We start from the raw sequence: 18,202 nt of genomic DNA, 5'->3' as shown, positions 1-18,202 counted from the left end.
CTGTTATTTTACCCCTTTTATATTTAATTGTCGATTCATTTACAATGAAAGCATTACGTATGAAACAGATGATGGATAGCCTGTGTTAGGATTTTCGGCAAATATTCAAAGCTATATGTCAATTCTAAACGTTCCGTCCATTGATGAGGATCCCTACCTAAAGGTCCGATATTTAAAATTGGCATGGTCAGTTGCTGCATCACATCTTCCGGCAAATTAAAACCATTATTTTGTAATGGCATATTTAATGTTAAATGCTTCATTTGACTGGTTGTTGAAGGTGGTCCAATAAAACTAAGGTCAGATAAGCCTGTGAAAAACTCGGAAACAGTTAAGGCAACTTGAAAGTTTTTCTCTGTGTAGTCCTTGATATGTTGCATTACCCCACGTATATACAGGTCATTATCTGAAGTAACCGCTGGATAAAATGGAGGACTATAAAATAAAATAATCATGGGTGCTAAATCTTTACACATGGACGCTAAATCCTGAACAAGTAGAGTAGAGAAATCACGATCCCCTTGATTGCGCTGACTTACTAACAAATTCTGTCTGCGAACGACTTCATCTTTTCCATTACGTTTAACCGCTTCCTGATATAATTCTTCATACATCATGACATTTACGGTTACTGGCGGCATCTTAAAATCAGTTGCAATTTCGGAGAAGTAATCTGCTTTTTCAAGTACATAACTCTCAATTTGACTTGCAGCAACCATTGCACCATGAAGCAGCTTCGAATTAATCTCATGAAGGGATTGTTTAAGATATAAAATGTTGTACATCGCGATCGCAGCTTGTGGAGTTTGTACGGAATAATTCTCTTTTAAGTCTCGTTGCATTAAGCTTATTGGAGGAGGTGTTATTTCCTCGCCTATTTTTTCAATAAATGCTTCATTTAATTCTAGTTGTTGAGATAAGAAACTAATCATTAGATTTGGATTAATTCCAGAAAATGGTTCACCTACATGTGATTCTTTTCCATAACAATAAAACCCGGGTAATATTTTACCGATAGAGCCAGTATATACATAGTAAGCGGAATCTCCAGGGTACTTACTAAACATTGGCTCTCCATTTAAGCAAGCAAGATACGTTAATTGCTCTTTTTCTTTTATTTCCTGCAAAACAGGCAGTGCCGTTAACATCCCTTTCGAGTTGACTTCTTCATCAGGTACCGTAAGCAATAATAGATTCCCTTCAAACTCACCATGCATTGCTTTTTCAAGCATGGATAAATGTAGACTAAGTCCTGCTTTCATATCCATCGTCCCTCGACCGAATAACCAATCTCCATTATTTAAATCTTGCTGTATGGTTTCCGAAAGCTTGTCTTTGATTTTCAACATCTCTTTTGTAAGTTCCTTCGGATGAAAGGCAAGGTTTTGTAAGGAACCATAATCATTGACTTCTACCACATCAAAATGACTTAATAATATAATTGTTTTATCTGTATTAATCTTGCTTCTAACAAATGCCGTAAGTAATCTTCTGCCATCGTTAAGCGGATGTAAATTCAAATCTGAAGGATTAGCTTGAAAATATGGCTTTTGCTCGAAAAGATGATACATATATTCCGCTAAAGCAATCTCTGCGTTTGAACCTGTAATGCTTTGATAGTTCACAAGCGAACATAATAAATCGGTTAGCTCTTCTTTCGTCTGCCAATTTTTCACTACAATCCCTCCACCTATTCTTTAATATTGGTAACACCATAAAGAAAGATAAATTGACTTTTTATCAATCATCCAACACAATTTATAAGAGGTGAACCGTATGAATACCAAAATATTCGCACATCGTGGAGCAAGTAAATATGCACCTGAAAATACAATGCCTGCTTTTAAGTTAGCCTGTAACATGAACGCAGACGGCATTGAAACAGATGTTCAACTTACAAAAGATAATATTCCTGTCTTATTCCATGATGAACAGCTTAAACGAACGACGGGTACAGTAGGTTACGTAAAAGACTTTACCTATGAACAATTAAAACAGTTGGACGCAGGAAGATGGTACTCGAACGAATTTGAACATATAACGATTCCATCATTAGATGACTTTCTAAATTGGATTAAAGCGAAGCCGTTATATTTAAATATTGAGTTAAAAAATTATAAAATAGACTATAAGCATATTGAATCCATTGTCTATGATGCAATTGCATACCATCAGTTACTAAATCGTACCACAATTTCAACGTTTAATCCAAACAGCATTCGGAGACTTAGAAACAAAAAAGATACGATCGGTGTTGCTTTTTTAACTTCTAAAAAATACAAGCGCCTTGTCTCTTTTGCTGAAGAGATGGGAGCAAATGCGATCCATATTAAATATCGACTTTTAAACAAACGACTCGTTGAAGAGAGCCACCGAAGGAATATGAAACTGCGCGTATATACGGTGAACAAGCCAGCAAGAATAATAAGATCTTTAGAGACGAGTGTTAATGGTATTATTACAGATGTTCCTGATCAAGCAATCCATTGTAAGAAAATAATTAAAGAATAATAACTAGGAGGTTACTACACCATATGTCGCTTTTATTAGAACCTATAGACGTTAAACATGTTACACTTAAGAATCGTATTGTCATGTCACCAATGTGTATGTACTCTTGTACTGCTGAAGATGGAAAAATCACACCTTTTCACATTACACATTATACGTCTCGTGCTATCGGCCAAGTAGGCTTAATCATGTTAGAAGCTTCAGCAGTCCAAAAAGAAGGACGAATTTCCCCTTACGATTTAGGGATTTGGGATGACCACCATATCAAAGGGTTAAAAGACCTTAACGCCACTTTACATAGTTATGGTACAAAAACAGCTATTCAGCTGGCACATGCTGGTAGAAAAGCAGAACTGCCAACATCCATTTTTGCACCATCAAATATTGCCTTTAATGAAAATTACCAACAGCCAATTGAAATGAGCCTTAAAGCAATTCATCAAACAATTGATGCGTTTAAACAGGCAGCAAGACGAGCTTCTGAGGCAGATTTTGATATTATTGAAATTCATGGTGCACATGGATATTTAATTAATCAATTTTTATCTCCGTTAACCAATCAACGAAATGATGAATATGGCGGGAGCGTTAAAAATCGATATCGATTTTTAAAAGAAATCATTTCTTCCATAAAAACCGTGTGGCAAGGACCGATTTTTGTAAGAATTTCTACAGATGAGTACCATTCAAAAGGAAATACCTTGGATGAGATCCTTTATTTTACAGAACAATTAAAGCAAGATGGTGTTGAATTAATAGATTGTAGTTCAGGTGGTGTTGTTCCAGCAAAAATAAAAACTTTTCCAGGATATCAATTAACACGCTGTGAACGGATTAAACAGCAAATAGGAATATACACCGGTGCAGTCGGTTTAATTACAACTGGAATTCAAGCAGAAGAAATACTACAAAATGACCGTGCAGATCTTGTTTTTATTGGAAGAGCTTTATTAAGAAATCCCTATTGGGCAAAAGAAGCAGCTGATCAATTAGGTGATAATATTGATCCACCCAAGCAATATGTAAGAGCATGGAAATGATTTGGAGGTTTGGCAATGGAGTTAGTTTTTCTTGGGACAGGGGCTGGTGTTCCCTCCAAAGAACGGAATGTATCAGCGATTGCACTGAAATTATTACAAGAACAGAATTGTATTTGGTTATTTGATTGTGGTGAAGCGACCCAACACCAAATTCTTTATACATCAATCAAGCCTAGAAAAATTACGAAGATTTTTATCAGTCATCTGCATGGAGATCATATTTATGGTCTCCCTGGACTCTTAAGTAGTCGATCCTTCCAAGGCGGAGATACTCCTCTAACAATTTACGGCCCACAAGGATTGAAGTCTTTTATAGAAACAAGTCTAAAAATAAGTGGTACACATCTTACTTATCCTTTAACGGTTATGGAAATAAGTCATGGTTCTATTATCAAAGACGAAGAAATTACGGTTTATATAGAGGAATTAGATCATGTCATTCCTAGCTTCGGTTTTCGAATCGTGGAAAATGATAAACCTGGAGAATTACTCGTTCATAAATTAAAAGAAATGGGAATAGAACCCGGTCCAATTTATCAAGAAATTAAGGAAAAAGCGTTTGTTGAAACTTCAAACGGGAAACGGATTTACAGAAAAGACGTTATAGGAGAAAATAAAAAAGGAAGGATTATAACTATCTTAGGTGATACGAGGCTATCATCACGCTTTACTTCCTTTGCAAAAAATGCAGATGTCCTTGTTCATGAATCTACCTTTAGAGAGGATAAAGAAGCACTTGCAGAACAATATTTCCATTCTACTACTTCACAAGCTGCAAGGCTTGCAAAAGAAAGTAATTGCAAACATTTGATTCTCACTCATATTTCATCACGCTATCAAAAGGAAGAAAATGAGCAACTTTTACAGGAAGCCCAAGCCATCTTCCCGCAAACTGATTTAGCACATGATTTTTCTACTTTTACAATTAAATAAAGGAGGGCTTTCCAATGACACAAGTATCATCTATTATTTCTAATCAGCGCGCATTTTTCTTAAATGGGAATACAATGGATTATACAATTCGAAAAGAACAATTACAAAAACTTAAGCAAATGTTAAAGGAAAATGAAGCAGCAGTATATCAAGCTCTGCGATCAGATCTAAATAAATCGAAACATGAAACATTAACGACGGAACTTGGTTTTTTATTAACCGAAATAGATTACACAATGAAACACTTACGTGATTGGATGGAGCCTACAAAGGTTTCTGCCCCTATCACACATAAAGGTACTAAAAATTTGATTTTGAAAGAACCCTATGGTGTATGTCTGATTATTGCCCCATGGAATTATCCTTTACAATTAGCTCTTGCACCAGCAATTGGTGCTTTAGCAGCCGGAAATTGTGTAGTTATTAAACCGTCTGAAGATGCACCTGCGACTTCTTCATTATTAAAGAAACTAATTGAAAATACGTTTGATCCTTCTTTCATAACCGTTGTTGAAGGTGCGAAGGAAACGTCACAAGCACTTTTACAAGAACGATTTGATAACATATTCTTTACAGGAAGTACGGAAACTGGAAAAATCATTATGCATGAAGCAAGTAAACATTTAACACCAGTAACACTTGAACTTGGCGGGAAAAGCCCAGCAATAGTAGATAAAGATGCAAATATCAATCTAGCTGCAAAACGAATCGTCTGGGGAAAATATACCAATGCAGGTCAAACTTGTGTAGCCCCTGATTACTTATATGTGCATGAGAAGGTTAAATTTAAATTATTAAAAGCGATGAAAAAATATATAAGAAGTTTTTATGGTAAGAATCCACTAATTAATAAAGATTATATTCGAATTATTAATGAAAAACATTTCGACCGATTATCTAATTTCTTATCGAATGGATCAGCTTTGCATGGTGGTGAATCTGATCGTATGTCCTTAAAAATAGAACCAACGATTCTTGATAAGATCACTTGGGAAGATCCTGTAATGCAAGAGGAAATCTTCGGGCCTATTCTTCCCGTATTGACATTCAAAGATATTGAAGATGCAGTTAGTATGATTAGATCCAAAGAAAAACCACTTGCATTATATTACTTTGGAGAAAACGACAATACGCAGCAGCAAATAATGCAATACCTCTCTTTTGGCGGCGGTAGCATTAATGATACCCTTTATCATTTAGCAAATCCACATCTCCCGTTTGGTGGTGTTGGCTCTAGTGGTATGGGAGCCTATCATGGCAAATATAGTTTTGATACATTTTCTCATAAGAAAAGTATTATGAAACAAACAACTAAATTTGATTTTCCATTCCGATACCCTGGTAGTAAATTATCAGAAACAATTATAAATAAAATAATGAAGTAATGACATAAAGCAAAAGAGGCTTTTCTAAACAAATGAGACGCATGGCAAATGACCTTGCGTCTCATTATTTTCTAAAGTCATCTAAAAAATCCTTTTGAAAGCTTGTCGTTGGTTTTTGATCGTCTATCGTTTGGGAATCCCATGAAACGAATGTATTCTTTCCGTATTTTTCAGTTAGCTCATCAATTGTTTCATACAGTTTTTCTTTACTGGCTTCTTTTTCATAAGTGAATAAATCCAACTGTTGGATGATGGAATGCTTTTCTTCAACATCTTGAACAGTAATCCCCAATAACCGAATCGGCTCCAAGTTCCAATGCTTTTGTAATAATTCATGGGCTACCATCATAATATCCTCTTTTGTTTCAATATAGTCTCCTAGTTTTTTGCTGCGCGTAATCGTTTTTCGATCATGGAAACGGATCATTAACTGAACACTTCTGCCTACTGCTTGTTTTCGTTTCATCCGTTTTTCTACATTTTCACTAAGTTGTTGGATAAGTGAATGCAGTTCTCTCTCATCCGTCGTATCAAATGGAAGCGTCTTGGAATTGCCGATACTCTTAAATTCATAGACAGCATCAGGGTCTACAGGGCTAGTATCAATACCGTTTGCTTTATTCCGTAACCGTTCTCCATTGATCCCTAGCACCTGTTTTAATGAATATACATCTTTCCTTGCTAAATCACCAATTGTATTTATGTCAATACCTTTCAACTTTGTTGCCGTTTTCTCTCCTACGCCATACATCTCATGAATAGGTAAGGGCCATAGTTTTGAAGAAATTTCTCGCTTTCTTAGGATCGTTATTCCCTGTGGTTTTTTCATATCTGAAGCCATTTTAGCTAAAAATTTATTCGGTGCAATCCCAATACTGCATGGCAAATCAAGCTCTTGCAGTATCCTCTCTTGCAGTTGGACAGCTGTTTTAATTGGGTCTCCTCCACTTTCGGTAATATCCATATAGCCTTCATCGATCGAAACAGGTTGAACAAATGGAGTAATATCCGATAGCATCTTAAATATTTCTCTTGAAGCTGCACGATATCTATCAAAATTGGGACGCATAACAATTAACTCAGGGCATCGTTTTTTTGCTTCCCAGAGGTTCATTGTTGTTTTTACACCCTTCGATCTTGCCTCATAACTACTGGTTACGACAATACCTCTTCTTTCTTCGGGATTACCAGCAATTGCTAGTGGCTTCCCTTTCAGTTCTGGATTATAGGCCATTTCAACCGAAGCATAGAAACAGTTCATATCAATATGAAAGATGACTCTTCGCCTACTAACACGGTCTTTCATAATTATACCCCTTTATAAACTAGATAGCTTCGTATTTATTATAACATACAAACAGATAAAAACCCTCTAAGCACTATGCTTAAAGGGTTTCATGAATCCTATTTAGCTGATTCCTGAATAATCGCAGTTACTAATTCCGTAACCTTCACTAAATCTTCTACTTTAATTCGCTCATTCGTTGTATGGATCTCTTCATAACCCACAGCTAAATTAACCGTAGGTATGCCATGGCCAGAAATAACATTTGCGTCACTACCTCCACCGCTTTGTAATAACTTACTTTCTCTACCTATGGTTTTGGCAGCACTACTAGCTACTTCAACGACCTTATCTCCAGCTTGTTGTTTAAAACCTGGATACATCACTTTGATTTCAACTTCTGCAGATCCACCAAGTTCTTGTGCAGTGGTTTCAAATGCTTCTTTCATTTTAGCAACTTGCATTTCCATCTTTTCTGGTACTAAAGATCGAGCTTCCGCCAAAATCTCCACATGATCCACAACAATATTTGTTTGCTTTCCTCCTTCAAAACGTCCAATGTTCGCAGTCGTTTCTTCATCAATTCTTCCTAACGGCATTTTAGCAATTGCCTTTGCTGCTAAGGTAATTGCTGATACTCCTTTTTCTGGAGCTACACCGGCGTGAGCTGTTTTTCCTTTAATGATTGCATGCACTTTCGCTTGCGTAGGTGCAGCAACAATAATATCTCCAACATCTCCGTTACTATCTAAAGCATAGCCATATTTCGCATTTAACATAGAAGCTTCTAAAGCTTTAGCTCCCACTAAACCGGATTCTTCACCAGCAGTGATAATAAACTGAATATCTCCATGTTCCAGATTATTCTCCTTCACAGTTCGAATTGTTTCCAAGATTGCCGCCAACCCAGCTTTATCATCTGAACCTAAAATAGTAGTGCCATCAGATTGAATATAGCCATCTTTTATCATCGGTTTAATCGATTGTCCCGGTACGACAGTATCCATATGAGAAGTGAAATAAATTGGCTCAACACCTTCTTTATTTCCTTGCCAATTACAAATCAAGTTTCCAGCGCCATGACCGGTTATCGCTTTACTGTCATCTTCTATCACTTCAAGCCCTAGTTCAGAAAACTTCTGCTTCAGTAATTTTGCAATTTCTGATTCATTTCCTGTTTCTGAATCCACTTTAACTAACTCAAAGAATTCATCTACGAGTCTTTGTTCATTAATTTGTACCATTTTAATCCTCCTAAATTCTAGTTCGTTCTCATAATGGGATATTACCATGTTTTTTAAACGGGCGATTTTCTTGTTTATTTGCTAACATATCAAGTGCTTCAATTAACTTGCTCCTTGTCTCACGCGGATCAATAATATCATCAATCATCCCTAAACTTGCAGCTTCATATGGATTGGTGAAACGTTCTTGGTATGTATGCATTTTTTCCTGTTTCAATTGATCAGGGTTCTCACTCTTAGCTAACTCTTCTGCAAATAAGACATTGATCGCACTTTCTGCTCCCATCACAGCTATTTCAGCATTCGGCCAAGCATAAACAATATCTGCCCCAATTGATTTACTATTTAATGCCACATACGCTCCACCATATGCTTTCCTTAATATGACTGTTATTTTGGGCACGGTAGCTTCAGCATAAGCATAAAGTATTTTTGCACCGTGTCGAATTATTCCTGAATGTTCTTGTTTTACTCCAGGGATAAAACCTGTTACATCTTCCAATGTTAACAAAGGGATTTGAAAAGCATCACAAAAACGGATAAATCGAGCAGCTTTATCACTTGAATGTATGTCTAGACCTCCTGCCAAATACTTCGGTTGATTACATACTAGTCCAACTGACTTACCATTTAGTCGCGCAAACCCGATAACTATATTTTTAGCAAAATAGGGTTGCACTTCCAACAAGCTATCCTTGTCAATAATATGATGGAGCACGTCCTTTACATTATAAGGAATTCTACTGTTAACGGGCACTATATCTATTAAATCATTTTCTCTTTTCTTTTCATAATCATTTGCAGTTTCTTGCGGCTTTTCTTTACAATTCGATGGGAGGTATTGTAAAAGCTGTTTAACTAACTTCAAAGCATCTATTTCCGTTTTTGCTTGGAAATGGGCATTGCCGCTTTGGGAATTATGAATGGCTGCTCCACCCAATGCTTCAACAGAGATTTGTTCGCCTGTTACAGTCTCAATAATCTTTGGACCGGTAATAAACATTTGTGATGTTTCCTCTACCATAATAATAAAATCAGTAATTGCAGGAGAATAAACGGCCCCACCAGCACTTGGACCTAGAATTACAGATATTTGTGGTATCACACCAGAGTATAGGACATTCCGATAGAATACTTGCCCGTATCCATCTAATGCAGATACTCCTTCGTGAATACGTGCTCCACCTGAATCAATTAACCCAATAAATGGCATACCGTTTTTCGCTGCTAAATCCATCGCATTTGCAATTTTCTTACCATGCATTTCACCAAGCGCTCCACCGTATACAGTAAAATCTTGCGAAAATAAATAAACTGGTATCCCCTTTATTTTACCATAACCAGTTACAACACCTTCTCCATTTGCTTCTTTGTTAGGGGAACGTTGCATCATAAAAGGATTTAGTTCTACAAATGTATCCGTATCGACTAATTCACGAATACGCTCTCTAGCTGTTTGTTTCCCTTTTTGATGTTGAGTAGCAATTCTTTTTTCACCTCCGCCTAATTCTAGATGACGTCTCTTTTCATAAAGTTCTGTAATTTTATCATACATATCCATTAGCTTCACCCTTTTCACAAAGCTCTACAAGTACACCGTTTGAAGACGCTGGATGGATAAAAGCAACCTTTGTATTACGAGCTCCAAATCGAGGGTGGTCATCAATTAACTGAATGCCCTGTTGATGCAGAGAAGTTAATTGTGAGGAAATATCGTTTACAGTAAATGCAATATGATGAATCCCTTCCCCATATTTTTCAATATAAGTATAAATTGGAGAGCTTTCATTTAAGGCATGCAACAATTCAATTTGCATTGTTCCATGTTGAAGGAGTACAATTTTCACACCCTCTGTTAAAATCGTTTCTGTAGTAATAATATGTAAACCTAAGCGATCGACGTAAAAAGAAAGAGCTAGATCTAAATCCTTTACCGCTATTCCTATATGAGACAATTCATTTGTTGTTGAATGTGTAAAATCTTTCATGTTTTTCCCCCTAATCGGTTTATAGTTACATCCTATTTTTGTCGGACTAGGCACAGAACAACAATTAAGGCTAGTACTTGTCCAATTTTCGATTTCACTGTAAAATGTGGATATAGGATACGGTAATAAAGGGGGACTTTTGTATGGCAAAAAAGTCAAAACGAGAACGTACAACAAAATTAATTGTCTACATTATGATAATTGCGATGCTCCTATCTACATTAACTGCTGGTTTAGCTATGTTTATTTAAATAATTAATTGCAATGTGATGTATATGAAAACGTAGCATAAAAAAAGACTAGACTTTACGTAAAAGTCCAGTCTTTTTATTTTGTTAATTTTTTTCTTATATTTATATCACTTTCTTTATATCTCTTTTTTAAAAGTAGATAATCTTCTATATCATGTAATAATCTAAATAAATTCGCCCTTGTTTCAAATTCTTCTCGTGAACAAGGAAGATCCTCATTATCAAATTCTTTTTTTAGCTGTTCTAACTCTTCTAAGTAAATAACAGCTGTATTTCCTGGGTGAACAGCTTCTGACAGCCCTTCAAAAAATGCTGCTATCTTTTCAGTAATGGAATCTTTTTTTGGTAATTTTGTTACAAGGGGTAGCATCCGTTGTAGTAATTCGTATTGCCTAGACCGCATTCGGAAGTAATCACGATATGGATGCTTATTCCTTAATAGATGATTTTCTTTATCCCGCTCAACTAAATCTGCTGCTTCTTCCAATAACTGCCCGATCTTTGTAATTTCTTTACCATCCCAAACAATATTTCGATTACGTACGTATAGAGCAATCTCATACAGTACAACTTGAAAATTTTGCTCTAACTCTTTTTGTTTTGCCTTTAATTTATTATCTAAGCTTGGCATATATATATTTAATAGTAAACCTGTTCCTATCCCTATTACAATGAGTAAAAATTGATCTACTAAAAAGGCATAATCTAAATATTGAGCGCTGTATAAGTTTAGAATGATGACAGAGCTTGTTGCAATACCTTGGGTAATATTTAAGAATACCGTTACTGGAATGAATACCATTAGTAAGACCCCAACAACCGCAGGATGGTACCCAATATAATGAAAGAATACAATAGATAACATACTAGCAATGATGCATGCTAAAAAGCGATTCCAAGCACTGAGAAACGATTGTTTTCTTGATGGCTGGATACATAATATGGTTAAAATACCTGCTGAAACAAAATTTGATAGTCCCAATAATTGAGCAATCCAAATCGCAATAGGTGTGCCTATCGCAGTTTTGATTGTTCGATAACCTATCTTCACGCTCTATTCTCCTTTATGCTGCTCAATTATCCTTAAAAATAAGTTGAAAGCTAAAACTTCGAAAAAATAAGGCTGACCTACGATAACATAGAGACAGCCCCATATACGAATTACCCAGATTTATACTTCTTTACAATGTTGATCAAAAATAGCTTGAAGCTTGCCGATTACATCCATCGCATTATGCCCTTCAATATCATGACGTTCTAGCATTGTAACGATTTTACCATCTTTTAAGAAAGCGAAAGATGGTGATGATGGCGGATATCCTTCAAAATATTGTCTTGCTTTTTCAGTTGCCTCTTTATCTTGTCCCGCAAATACAGTTACAAGTTGATCCGGGCGTTTATCATAGTGAATGGCGTTTGCAGCCGCAGGTCTGGCAATCCCACCAGCACAACCACAAACAGAATTTACCATAACTAACGTCGTGCCGTCCTGAGCTAGTGCTTGATCTACATCTTCAGGAGTTGTTAATTCCTGATAACCAGCCTCTCTAATATCCTTACGCGCAGCATCTACAACATCATTCATAAATATATTAAAATCCATTCAAATCAAACCCCTTATTTTAATGTTCTCTCACCTATAGATAGGATACCAGCATCCTGCCTATATTTCAATGATATACATTTATGTGAGATAGCATTAATAATGAAATACTAATAGATGTTTATTGTATTTTCATTCATATTTTCTAAGAGCTCCTTCACACGTGCAAGGAACTGACCACATACTAATCCCTCCAATATACGATGGTCAAGCGATAGTGAAAGGTTTACCATATCACGAGCTGCAAACATATCATTGACAATCATAGGACGTTTTACAATCGATTCTACCTGCAAAATCGCTGCCTGCGGATGATTAATTACCCCCATCGAATGGATCGAACCAAAGGATCCTGTATTATTTACAGTAAACGTCCCTCCTTTCATATCATCACCTGTTAGCTTTCCTGATCTAGCCTTCATAGCTAATTCATGAATTTGCTTAGCAATTCCTTTTATACTTTTATCATCCGCATGATGAATAACTGGTACAAATAATTCTTGATCCTTAGCTACAGCAATCGAAAGGTTGATATCTTTACGTTGAATGATTTTATCTTCTGCCCACGTACTATTTAGTTGTGGAAACTCTTTTAAAGCTTGAGCAACAGCTTTTACAAAGAAAGCAAAGAACGTAAGCCCGTACCCTTCCTTTTGTTTAAATGAATCCTTGATTTGATTCCTGTAAGTAACAAGATCCGTTACATCTACTTCAACAGTCATCCAGGCATGTGGAATTTCTTGTTTAGAACGTACCATATTCTGAGCAATTGCTTTACGAACGCCTGTAACGGGAATTTCAACATCTCCAGGTTGCGACGTAGGTCCCGATTGCTTGGATGCAGCAGTTGTTGTATCTGTTTTTTTATTTTCTTCCGATGGAGATGATTCCATGGTAGTCGTTTTTTCTTTCGTCGGTTTCGTACCTGATTCGATGATCTTTTCAAGGTCCTTTCTGGTAATTCTTCCATGCTTACCTGAACCTTCTACTTGTTCTAAATCAATATCATTCTCTTGAGCGAGTCGTAATACCGCTGGTGAATAACGTTTTTTCATGGATTGATCCTTTACAGTGTCCTCTTGGACGTCTTCTAATTTTGATTCCCTCTCTTGATGTGTTTCTTTTGAAGTCTTTGCTGTATTACTTTCTTCTGTCTCGATGTAACACATTAAATCTCCAACTTGAATCGTATCGCCTTCTTGAGCTACTAGCTCTTTAATTGTTCCAGTAAATGATGATGGTACCTCAGCATTTACCTTATCAGTCATTACTTCTGCAATAGGATCGTATTTATTGATCTTATCTCCAACACGAACGAGCCATGAGCTAATCGTACCTTCTGTAACACTTTCACCTAATTGTGGCATGTTAATTTTTTCAGCAGCCATATAACAGCCCTCCTTGTATTAAAATTCCGCTAGTTCTTTCATTGCTTTTTCAACTTTATCAGGGTTAATCATAAAATATTTTTCCATGGTTGGTGCATATGGCATGGAAGGAATTTCGGGACCTGCTAATCGTTGCACTGGTGCATCAAGATCAAACAAACAATTCTCTGCAATAATTGCTGCTACTTCACCAATAATACTTCCTTCTTTATTATCTTCCGTGACTAATAGCACTTTACCCGTTTTCGTTGCAGCGTCAATAATTGCTTCCTTATCTAGTGGATACACTGTGCGTAAGTCTAAAATATGTGCGTCAATCCCTTCCTCAGCTAATTTTTCTGCTGCCTGTAGAGCAAAGTGAACACATAAGCCATACGTAATAATTGTAATATCGGAACCTTCCCTTTTTATATCTGCCTTACCAATCGGTAATACATAATCTTCTTCAGGAACTTCTCCCTTCAATAAACGATAAGCACGTTTATGTTCAAAAAATAAAACGGGATCATTATCACGAATTGACGCCTTTAATAAACCTTTAACATCATAGGGAGTAGAAGGCATTACGATTTTCAATCCTGGTTGATTCGCAAAAACAGCTTCGACGGATTGAGAATGGTACAGCGCCCCATGAATACCGCCACCGTATGGTGCACGGATCGTCATTGGTACATTCCAGTCATTGTTCGAGCGATAACGTATTTTCGCAGCTTCAGAAATAATCTGGTTGACGGCAGGCATAATAAAATCTGCAAATTGCATTTCTGCTACTGGGCGTAATCCATACATTGCCGCACCAATTCCTACCCCTGCAATGGCAGATTCGGCAAGGGGCGTATCTAATACTCTCGCCTCTCCAAACTCATCAAACAAGCCATCAGTAGCACGGAATACGCCTCCTTTTTTACCTACATCTTCTCCTAATACAAAAACATTTTCATCCCGTTGCATCTCTTCTCTTAAAGCAGCGGTTACTGCCTGAATATAAGACATTACTGGCATGACAATTCTCCCTCCTTACTCTTCATATACATATCTTAAGGCATCCTCAGGCTGTGCATAGGCTGCATTTTCAGCATAATCAGTAGCCTCATTTACTTCTTTAGCAATTTCGTCATTTACTTGTTTTTCAACGTCTTCGGATAATATATTCTCATCTTGTAAGTATTTAGCAAACGTAATCAGTGAATCTTTCTTCTTCGCTTCATCTACTTCTTTACTTTCCCGATATGTCCGATCATCATCATCACTAGAGTGAGCTGTTAATCGATAAGACACAGCCTCAATTAATGTTGGACCTTCTCCATTAATCGCTCGTTCACGAGCATTCTTTACTGCTTCGTAAACGGCTAACGGATCATTCCCATCAACCGTATAACCCGGCATTCCGTATCCTTGAGCACGGTCAGCAACTGTTTCACTTGCAATTTGCTTCTCAATCGGTACAGAAATAGCGTATTTGTTGTTTTCAACCATTGTGATCACCGGGAGTTTGTGCACTCCTGCAAAGTTCAACCCTTCATGGAAGTCTCCTTGGTTCGAGGAACCCTCACCCAAAGTAACGAGCGATACAATTGGATCTTTTCTCATTTTTGCTGCTAATGCAACACCTACAGCATGGGGTAATTGCGTTGTAACTGGTGATGAGCCGGTTAATATACGATTTTTCTTTTGACCAAAATGGCCTGGCATCTGACGACCACCTGAATTTGGGTCTTCCGCTTTTGCAAAACCTGAAAGCATTAATTCTTTTGAAGTCATACCAAATGCAAGTACCACACCCATATCACGGTAGTATGGTGCAACATAATCATGTTCTCTATCTAACGCAAAAGATGCGCCAATTTGCGCTGCTTCTTGGCCTTGACAGGAAATCACAAACGGTATCTTCCCTGCTCTATTGAGAAGCCACATTCTTTCATCGATTTTTCTAGCCAATAACATCATTTTATACATATGAAGAACCTGTTCATCTGTTAGTCCTAATTCTTTATGACGGTTTTGTGACATGCAAATTCCCTCCTTTAAAATTATCCATGTATTTGTTTTCCATCAACGGCTAACGCTGCTTCTCCAATTACTTCTGACAATGTTGGATGAGGATGGATAGAATCAGCTATTTCCCATGGGGTTGCATCAAGCACCTTCGCTAATCCTGCTTCAGAAATCATATCAGTTACATGAGGGCCAACCATATGTATACCTAATAAATCATCTGTTTGCTTGTCTGCAATGATTTTCACAAACCCATCTGCCTCCCCATAGACAAGCGCTTTACCAACTGCCTGAAAAGGAAACTTTCCGATTTTAACATCATACCCTTGGTCTATTGCCTGTTTTTCTGTAAGACCAACACTAGCTGCTTCTGGACTAGAATAAATACATGAAGGGACATGATTATAATCAATAGGCGTTGGATTTTTATCAGCCATATGCTCAACTGCAGTAATTCCTTCATGTGATGCCACATGTGCTAATTGCATGCCGCCAATTACATCTCCGATTGCGTAAATATGCGATTCCTTCGTTTGATAATAGCTATTGGTTTGAATCGAACCGTTTTCAACAATTATATCTGTATTTTCTATACCAATATTAGTGGTGTTTGGTTTTCTTCCAACTGAAACGAGCATTTTATCAGCTGCAAATTGCTGATTTTCACCATCTACCTCTGCCTCCACTGAAATTCCATTTTCTTTTTCAATTGTATCTGCTAATACTTTGGCATTTTTAACAAATGAAATTCCTTTTTTCTTTAATAATTTTTCAACTTCTTTGGCTACTTCAAGATCTTCTGTTGGAAGGATGTGATCTAAGTATTCAATTACCGTTACATCAACATCAAAGTCGGCAAGCATGGAGGCCCATTCTATTCCAATAACTCCGCCCCCGACAATAATAATTGATTCAGGTAATGCCGTCATTTTTAAAGCATCGTCGGAGGTCATAATATATTCATGGTCGATTTCCAACCCAGGTAATGTTTTTGGAGAAGAACCTGTAGCTATAAGAACATTCTTAGGGATAAGCATAGTGTTTTCCTCCCCGTTTGAATATTCAATTGAAATTGTACCAGGCATAGGCGAAAAGATACTAGGACCTAAAATGCGACCAAAACCATGATATATCTCGATCTTTCCTTTTTTCATTAATCCTTGTACACCTTGATGCAGCTTTGTTATAATGGAATGCTTACGTTCTTGTACTTTGCTAAAATTAACAGCAGTCGCCTTCGTTTCAATACCGAATTCATTAGCGCTTTTTGTTTGTTTATATACTTCAGCACTTCGTAATAATGCTTTCGAAGGTATACAGCCACGATGTAAACATGTACCACCTAGTTCTGCTTTTTCTACAATAGCTACACTCATACCGAGTTGCGATGCTCTAATAGCAGCAACATAGCCACCCGTTCCCCCACCAAGTATTACTAAATCAAATTCCTTAGCCATTTCTTACACTCCTTTGCCAATTAACGTATTAGGGTATGTTTTGGGAACTTCTTCATCTCGCAAAATACGCAATACTCCTTCATTTAAGGCTTTTAATTCATCTTCACCTGGATAAACAACCGTATCTGCAATCCAATCAATTCGTTTAATAATCATATCTGTAAATTCTTTTCCATAGGCTAACCCACCAGTTAGGACAATAACATCAACTTTACCTGAAAGTACTGCACTAGCCGATCCTATTTCCTTAGCAATTTGATATGCCATCGCTTCATAAATTGCTTTTGCACGATTATCGCCTGCAGCAATTCGTTTTTCTACTTCTCTGGCATCGCTCGTTTCTAAATACCCCATTAATCCACCATGACCCACGACCATTTTCATGATTTCTTCGCGAAAATATTCACCAGAAAAACATAAATCAATTAAATCCCCAGCCGGAACAGTTCCAGCTCTTTCTGGGGAAAAAGGGCCTTCTCCATGTAAACCGTTATTTACATCGATTACTTTGCCTTGTTTGTGTGCACCAACAGAAATTCCGCCACCCATATGTGCCACAATTAAATTCATATGTTCATACTTTTGTTGAAGGTCTGTAGCAACTTTTCTAGCAACTGCTTTTTGATTAAGCGCATGAAAAATACTCTTTCTTGGTATTTTGGCAAATCCTGAATAGCGAGCAATGTCATCTAATTCATCAACAACGACTGGATCAACGATATATGCAGGTATATTTAATCCAGTAGCTATTTCATTCGCAATAATTCCACCTAAATTTGAGGCATGTTCCCCATTATACCCGATTTTTAAGTCAGAAAGCATCTGTTCATTTACTTGATACGTACCGCCTTGAATTGCTTGTAACAATCCGCCTCTTCCACAAACTGCACTTAGCTTTGAAATATTGATCCCTTCGTAATCAAGTTGTTCCAAAATGATTCGCTTGCGATACGCATATTGTTCAATAATGGTAGAAAATTGATCTAAATCATCTGGATGATGTCGGATCGTTTTCTCAAAAATACAGGAATCATTATCAAAAACACCAATTTTGGTTGAAGTAGAGCCTGGATTAATGATTAGATTTCTAAATTGATCTTGCAATAACATTACCTCCAATAT

17 protein-coding genes are annotated in these 18,202 nt (G+C 36.9%); 5 read left to right on the top strand and 12 right to left on the bottom strand.

Going from position 1 to position 18,202, the window contains the following annotated elements:
* Positions 1-53 precede the first annotated feature (53 nt).
* Complete coding sequence (locus M948_RS35185; RefSeq protein WP_021291191.1) at positions 54-1,676, bottom strand: M20/M25/M40 family metallo-hydrolase; 1,623 nt, start codon at positions 1,674-1,676, stop codon at positions 54-56.
* A 100-nt stretch (positions 1,677-1,776) separates the two neighbouring features.
* Here M948_RS35185 and M948_RS35180 point away from each other — a divergent pair, with 100 nt between their 5' ends.
* Genes M948_RS35180 through M948_RS35165 form a run of 4 tightly spaced genes read left to right on the top strand, consistent with a single transcriptional unit; the run spans position 1,777 to position 5,869 of the window.
* Complete coding sequence (locus M948_RS35180; protein WP_021291190.1) at positions 1,777-2,511, top strand: glycerophosphodiester phosphodiesterase; 735 nt, start codon at positions 1,777-1,779, stop codon at positions 2,509-2,511.
* Positions 2,512-2,534: 23 nt separating this feature from the next.
* On the top strand, positions 2,535-3,551 hold the full coding sequence (gene namA, locus M948_RS35175; RefSeq protein ID WP_021291189.1) for an NADPH dehydrogenase NamA: 1,017 nt from the start codon (positions 2,535-2,537) through the stop codon (positions 3,549-3,551).
* 15 nt (positions 3,552-3,566) lie between these two features.
* Positions 3,567-4,484, top strand: a complete 918-nt coding sequence (gene rnz, locus M948_RS35170; RefSeq protein ID WP_021291188.1) for a ribonuclease Z — start codon at positions 3,567-3,569, stop codon at positions 4,482-4,484.
* Between the two features lie 14 nt (positions 4,485-4,498).
* Positions 4,499-5,869: an aldehyde dehydrogenase gene (locus M948_RS35165; RefSeq protein ID WP_021291187.1), complete on the top strand. Its 1,371-nt coding sequence runs from the start codon at positions 4,499-4,501 to the stop codon at positions 5,867-5,869.
* Positions 5,870-5,933: 64 nt separating this feature from the next.
* On the opposite strand, the gene M948_RS35160 is transcribed toward M948_RS35165, so the two are convergent.
* The 4 genes from M948_RS35160 to mce form a co-directional block, all read right to left on the bottom strand.
* Positions 5,934-7,175 (bottom strand): DNA polymerase IV, encoded by a 1,242-nt coding sequence (locus M948_RS35160; protein ID WP_021291186.1) that lies wholly within the window; start codon positions 7,173-7,175, stop codon positions 5,934-5,936.
* A gap of 98 nt (positions 7,176-7,273) precedes the next feature.
* A complete protein-coding gene (locus tag M948_RS35155) occupies positions 7,274-8,398 on the bottom strand; it encodes a M20/M25/M40 family metallo-hydrolase (protein ID WP_021291185.1) in 1,125 nt (374 codons plus the stop codon).
* Between the two features lie 28 nt (positions 8,399-8,426).
* The gene (locus tag M948_RS35150) at positions 8,427-9,959 is read right to left on the bottom strand and encodes an acyl-CoA carboxylase subunit beta (protein ID WP_021291184.1); all 1,533 of its coding nucleotides are present in this window, start codon (positions 9,957-9,959) and stop codon (positions 8,427-8,429) included.
* The gene (gene mce, locus M948_RS35145) at positions 9,946-10,386 is read right to left on the bottom strand and encodes a methylmalonyl-CoA epimerase (protein WP_021291183.1); all 441 of its coding nucleotides are present in this window, start codon (positions 10,384-10,386) and stop codon (positions 9,946-9,948) included. Before mce ends, M948_RS35150 begins: the two co-directional genes overlap by 14 nt.
* Before the next feature lie 143 nt (positions 10,387-10,529).
* Here mce and prli42 point away from each other — a divergent pair, with 143 nt between their 5' ends.
* The gene (prli42, locus tag M948_RS42860; RefSeq protein ID WP_021291182.1) at positions 10,530-10,637 is read left to right on the top strand and encodes a stressosome-associated protein Prli42; all 108 of its coding nucleotides are present in this window, start codon (positions 10,530-10,532) and stop codon (positions 10,635-10,637) included.
* A gap of 76 nt (positions 10,638-10,713) precedes the next feature.
* Here prli42 and M948_RS35140 read toward each other — a convergent pair whose 3' ends face one another.
* The 7 genes from M948_RS35140 to buk form a co-directional block, all read right to left on the bottom strand.
* Positions 10,714-11,688, bottom strand: coding sequence for an aromatic acid exporter family protein (locus tag M948_RS35140; RefSeq protein ID WP_021291181.1), 975 nt, complete (start codon positions 11,686-11,688; stop codon positions 10,714-10,716).
* A 120-nt stretch (positions 11,689-11,808) separates the two neighbouring features.
* Positions 11,809-12,240, bottom strand: coding sequence for a BrxA/BrxB family bacilliredoxin (locus M948_RS35135; RefSeq protein WP_021291180.1), 432 nt, complete (start codon positions 12,238-12,240; stop codon positions 11,809-11,811).
* Positions 12,241-12,350: 110 nt separating this feature from the next.
* Complete coding sequence (locus tag M948_RS35130; RefSeq protein ID WP_021291179.1) at positions 12,351-13,628, bottom strand: dihydrolipoamide acetyltransferase family protein; 1,278 nt, start codon at positions 13,626-13,628, stop codon at positions 12,351-12,353.
* Between the two features lie 18 nt (positions 13,629-13,646).
* Entirely contained in the window at positions 13,647-14,630 is a 984-nt protein-coding gene (locus M948_RS35125) for an alpha-ketoacid dehydrogenase subunit beta (protein WP_021291178.1), read from the bottom strand.
* 15 nt (positions 14,631-14,645) lie between these two features.
* Entirely contained in the window at positions 14,646-15,638 is a 993-nt protein-coding gene (locus M948_RS35120; RefSeq protein ID WP_021291177.1) for a thiamine pyrophosphate-dependent dehydrogenase E1 component subunit alpha, read from the bottom strand.
* Between the two features lie 20 nt (positions 15,639-15,658).
* Positions 15,659-17,080 (bottom strand): dihydrolipoyl dehydrogenase, encoded by a 1,422-nt coding sequence (gene lpdA, locus M948_RS35115; protein WP_021291176.1) that lies wholly within the window; start codon positions 17,078-17,080, stop codon positions 15,659-15,661.
* Between the two features lie 3 nt (positions 17,081-17,083).
* A complete protein-coding gene (gene buk / locus M948_RS35110) occupies positions 17,084-18,190 on the bottom strand; it encodes a butyrate kinase (RefSeq protein ID WP_031335514.1) in 1,107 nt (368 codons plus the stop codon).
* Positions 18,191-18,202: the final 12 nt, after the last annotated feature.

It is taken from the genome of Virgibacillus sp. CM-4 (assembly GCF_000445495.1).
Classification (GTDB): Bacteria; Bacillota; Bacilli; order Bacillales; family Amphibacillaceae; genus Virgibacillus; species Virgibacillus salexigens.
Note: the sequence above shows the minus strand (reverse complement) of the source record. Positions and strands in the feature narration are given on the sequence as shown.

Excerpts from the sequence above, each read along its gene's own strand:
- M948_RS35160 (WP_021291186.1), bottom strand. The coding sequence starts at position 7,175 with ATGAAAGACCGTGTTAGTAGGCGAAGAGTCATCTTTCATATTGATATG.
- M948_RS35180 (WP_021291190.1), top strand. The coding sequence starts at position 1,777 with ATGAATACCAAAATATTCGCACATCGTGGAGCAAGTAAATATGCACCT.
- rnz (WP_021291188.1), top strand. The coding sequence starts at position 3,567 with ATGGAGTTAGTTTTTCTTGGGACAGGGGCTGGTGTTCCCTCCAAAGAA.
- mce (WP_021291183.1), bottom strand. The coding sequence starts at position 10,386 with ATGAAAGATTTTACACATTCAACAACAAATGAATTGTCTCATATAGGA.
- M948_RS35165 (WP_021291187.1), top strand. The coding sequence starts at position 4,499 with ATGACACAAGTATCATCTATTATTTCTAATCAGCGCGCATTTTTCTTA.
- lpdA (WP_021291176.1), bottom strand. The coding sequence starts at position 17,080 with ATGGCTAAGGAATTTGATTTAGTAATACTTGGTGGGGGAACGGGTGGC.
- M948_RS35125 (WP_021291178.1), bottom strand. The coding sequence starts at position 14,630 with ATGCCAGTAATGTCTTATATTCAGGCAGTAACCGCTGCTTTAAGAGAA.
- M948_RS35135 (WP_021291180.1), bottom strand. The coding sequence starts at position 12,240 with ATGGATTTTAATATATTTATGAATGATGTTGTAGATGCTGCGCGTAAG.
- M948_RS35150 (WP_021291184.1), bottom strand. The coding sequence starts at position 9,959 with ATGGATATGTATGATAAAATTACAGAACTTTATGAAAAGAGACGTCAT.
- namA (WP_021291189.1), top strand. The coding sequence starts at position 2,535 with ATGTCGCTTTTATTAGAACCTATAGACGTTAAACATGTTACACTTAAG.
- M948_RS35130 (WP_021291179.1), bottom strand. The coding sequence starts at position 13,628 with ATGGCTGCTGAAAAAATTAACATGCCACAATTAGGTGAAAGTGTTACA.
- M948_RS35120 (WP_021291177.1), bottom strand. The coding sequence starts at position 15,638 with ATGTCACAAAACCGTCATAAAGAATTAGGACTAACAGATGAACAGGTT.
- buk (WP_031335514.1), bottom strand. The coding sequence starts at position 18,190 with ATGTTATTGCAAGATCAATTTAGAAATCTAATCATTAATCCAGGCTCT.
- M948_RS35155 (WP_021291185.1), bottom strand. The coding sequence starts at position 8,398 with ATGGTACAAATTAATGAACAAAGACTCGTAGATGAATTCTTTGAGTTA.
- prli42 (WP_021291182.1), top strand. The coding sequence starts at position 10,530 with ATGGCAAAAAAGTCAAAACGAGAACGTACAACAAAATTAATTGTCTAC.